Below are 3303 nucleotides of genomic sequence, written 5' to 3' on the forward strand. Positions count from 1 at the left end.
AACTTCAAACACTTGACTCGCTTGCGATCTCTCGTAGCGGGAGGCGAATTCTACAGCGTTACTAGCTGCTGTCAACTACCTTTTTCACCGCTGCCAATCAGAAGATCGAAGCACTTCCAGTACTGCCTGAAACATCTAACTCGTTGATAATCAAGGAGTTTTCCGTTCCAACTACGCTGGAAGTGGGGCGCATTATAAGGGGTTTCGACAGGCCGTCAACACTTTATTTCAAATATGTTTCAAATCGCCCTACCCCGCCCGCCCATCAGCCGCGGCACATGCCGCCAGATGGCCGGAATACGCAGTGCCAGCAAGGCAGCACCTATAGATGCGTAGATGGCCCACTCTTTGAGATCCGAGCGCACGATCCATAGAAAATGCAGCAATCCCAGCCCAAGAATCACATACACCAGCTTATGCAGCTTCTTCCAACGCGCGCCCAAGCGCCGTTGGCTGTAGCGATTGGAGGTGACCGCCAGCGCCAGCAAGCCAATAAAGCCCAGCACGCCAACGATGATGTACGGACGCTTACGCAGTTCGACGCCCAACTGGCCCCAATCCAAACCGAGGATGAACACCATATAGGCAGTCATGTGCAGCACTATATAGGCAAAGCACCACAGCCCCAGCTGCCGACGCACCACGATCCAGCCTGACCACCCCGTCAAACGCTGCAGAGGAGTCATGCTCAAGGTTATTAGCAGGAAGATCAGCGCACCGAGCCCGAGACGGTCGACCAGGATCTTGCCAGGGTCCGGCCCCAGCAGATTCATCGCCGCCTCGTACAGCCACCACGCCGGAAACAGGCAGCCCAGCAGAAAAATAGCCAGGCGCAACCAGGGATAGCGCATCAATAGTTCTTCCGCAGATCGAGCCCACTATATAGAGAGGCGACTTCATCGCCGTAGCCATTGAACATCAAGGTATCGCGCACATTAGGGCTGAACAGCCCGCTGGGCAGACGCCGCTCGCGGGCCTGGGTCCAGCGCGGATGGTCGACATTCGGGTTGACGTTGGCATAAAAGCCATACTCAGTCGGCGCCAGGCTTTCCCAGGTAGTCTTGGGTTGCTCGTCGACCAGACTGATCCGCACGATCGACTTGATACTTTTGAAGCCGTACTTCCAGGGCACCACCAGGCGCAACGGTGCGCCATTCTGATTGGGCAACTCCCGGCCATACATGCCCACCGCAAGTATCGCCAGCGGATTCATCGCTTCATCCAGGCGCAAGCCCTCTACATATGGCCAGTCGATCAAGGCAAATGAGGAGCGTTGACCCGGCATGACTTTGGGATCTTGCAGCGTCTCAAATCGCAGGTAACGCGCTTTCGAGGTCGGCTGCACCTGTTTGAGCACCTCCGCTAAGGTAAAACCCAGCCAGGGGATGACCATCGACCAGGCCTCGACACAGCGCAGTCGATAGATGCGCTCCTCCAGCTGGTACGGCTTGACGAAGTCCTCCAGCGCATAGCGCCCGGGCTTGGCCACCTCACCATCGACCACCAGGCTCCACGGCTCGGTCTTTAGGCTACCGGCATTGGCCGCCGGATCGCCCTTGTCGGTGCCGAACTCGTAGAAGTTGTTGTAGTGCGTTGCATCCTTGAACGGAGTGATCGCCTCATCCTTGACCGTTACCGCTTGCCAACGAGCCGCGCCCAGCTTGTCGCTGAACCATTGCGGCGGCGCACCAGGCGCGACATCGGCATAGCGCGACGACTCGCCCGCGCTGGCCAACCCTGGCAGCGCACCCACGGCAATACCCGCCAAAGAGGCACCCAGCACGGCTCGACGCGATAGATAGAGGCTTTCGGGGGTGATCTCCGAAGCCTGGCAATCGGATGAACGAGGGATCTTGATGAGCATAACGGCTCCACAGTACGGGCAACTGATGTACCCGTAAGACTGTGGAGCCGGCAGGTTATTCCAGCATTAAATCAACTTCAGGCTTTTCGCCGACGCACCCGCAGCAAGTACTGCACCGGGCCCGAGATCGCATAGCCGAGGAAGATCAGCAGGAGGATGCGCGGCGGATCGCTGAACACCACGGCAAACACCAGCACCACGGCCAGGATCGCCACGAAAGGCACGCGCCCCTTGAGGTCGAGCTCTTTGAAGCTGTTGTACTTGACGTTGCTGACCATCAGCATGCCGGCAGCGGCGACCAGCAGCGCGACCAGGAACGACAGCTTGGAACCCTGGATGCCGAAATCGCTGAACGCCCAGACAGTACCGGCCACCACACCTGCCGCAGCCGGGCTGGCCAGACCGATGAAGTAACGCTTGTCGGCGGTGCCTACCTGGGTGTTGAAACGGGCCAGACGCAACGCCGCGCCCGCAACATAGATGAAGGCCACCATCCAACCGACCTTGCCCATGTCGCCCAGTGCCCAACCGAATGCCAACAGTGCCGGAGCGACGCCGAAGGCGACCATGTCGGACAACGAGTCGTACTCGGCGCCAAAGGCGCTTTGGGTGTTGGTCATGCGCGCTACACGACCATCGAGGCCGTCGAGCACCATGGCCACGAAAATGGCGATGGCAGCAAAGGCGAAATACTTGCTCGCCTCGCGGGGATCACCTGCGCTCATGGCGCTCTGCGCGCTGATCGAGCTGATGATCGAGTAAAAGCCGGCGAACAGGTTGGCAGTGGTGAACAGGTTGGGCAGCAGGTAGATGCCGCGATGCCGCACCTTACGCCCTTCGGCGTCATGCCCCTCTTCAACATGCTCATCGACAGGTAGCAGGCTTTCGGCGTCGGAGGGCTTGTTCGGCTCTTCGGGACGTTCGCTCATGAAAATTACCTTGCAACTGAGTGGAAAATGTTTCGACACGGGCTTGCAAAACAGGTTCTGACAGCAAGCCACTGGTCGCTTTATACCAGATGCGAGCCGCCTAAACGAAAAAACGCGGCCGAAGCCGCGTTTTCATTTCATCGCAAAGACTTAGTTCTTAGCCTTGTCGACGATCTTGTTAGCCGAGATCCAAGGCATCATGGAACGCAGCTGCTCACCGATCACTTCGATACCGTGGGCGGCGTTGTTACGACGCTTGGCGGTCATCGATGGGTAGTTGGTGGCGCCTTCGGAGATGAACATCTTCGCGTACTCGCCGTCCTGGATGCGCTTCAGAGCATTGCGCATGGCCTTGCGGGATTCTTCGTTGATGACTTCTGGGCCAGTCACGTACTCGCCGTACTCGGCGTTGTTGGAGATCGAGTAGTTCATGTTGGCGATGCCGCCTTCGTACATGAGGTCAACGATCAGCTTCAGTTCGTGCAGGCACTCGAAGTAGGCCATTTCTGG

The 3303-nt window shown here is 58.2% G+C and carries 3 protein-coding genes and 1 pseudogene; all 4 read right to left on the reverse strand.

Translation table 11 applies throughout. The features are described 5' to 3' along the window. Positions 1-239 precede the first annotated feature (239 nt). Positions 240-851 (reverse strand): protein-methionine-sulfoxide reductase heme-binding subunit MsrQ, encoded by a 612-nt coding sequence (gene msrQ, locus ACI2JX_RS22305; protein ID WP_404691001.1) that lies wholly within the window; start codon positions 849-851, stop codon positions 240-242. Beyond that, a complete protein-coding gene (msrP, locus tag ACI2JX_RS22310) occupies positions 851-1864 on the reverse strand; it encodes a protein-methionine-sulfoxide reductase catalytic subunit MsrP (RefSeq protein WP_404691002.1) in 1014 nt (337 codons plus the stop codon). Before msrP ends, msrQ begins: the two co-directional genes overlap by 1 nt. 77 nt (positions 1865-1941) lie before the next feature. Next, positions 1942-2793 carry a CDP-diacylglycerol--serine O-phosphatidyltransferase gene (gene pssA, locus ACI2JX_RS22315; RefSeq protein WP_186556458.1) on the reverse strand — a complete coding sequence of 284 codons (852 nt, stop codon included), beginning with the start codon at positions 2791-2793 and terminating at the stop codon, positions 1942-1944. Between the two features lie 150 nt (positions 2794-2943). Further along, positions 2944-3303, reverse strand: a pseudogene (locus ACI2JX_RS22320) (ketol-acid reductoisomerase); the annotation flags it as partial.

The sequence above is a fragment of the Pseudomonas sp. NPDC088890 genome (genome assembly GCF_044900155.1).
In the GTDB taxonomy this organism is placed as follows: Bacteria; Pseudomonadota; Gammaproteobacteria; order Pseudomonadales; family Pseudomonadaceae; genus Aquipseudomonas; species Aquipseudomonas urmiensis.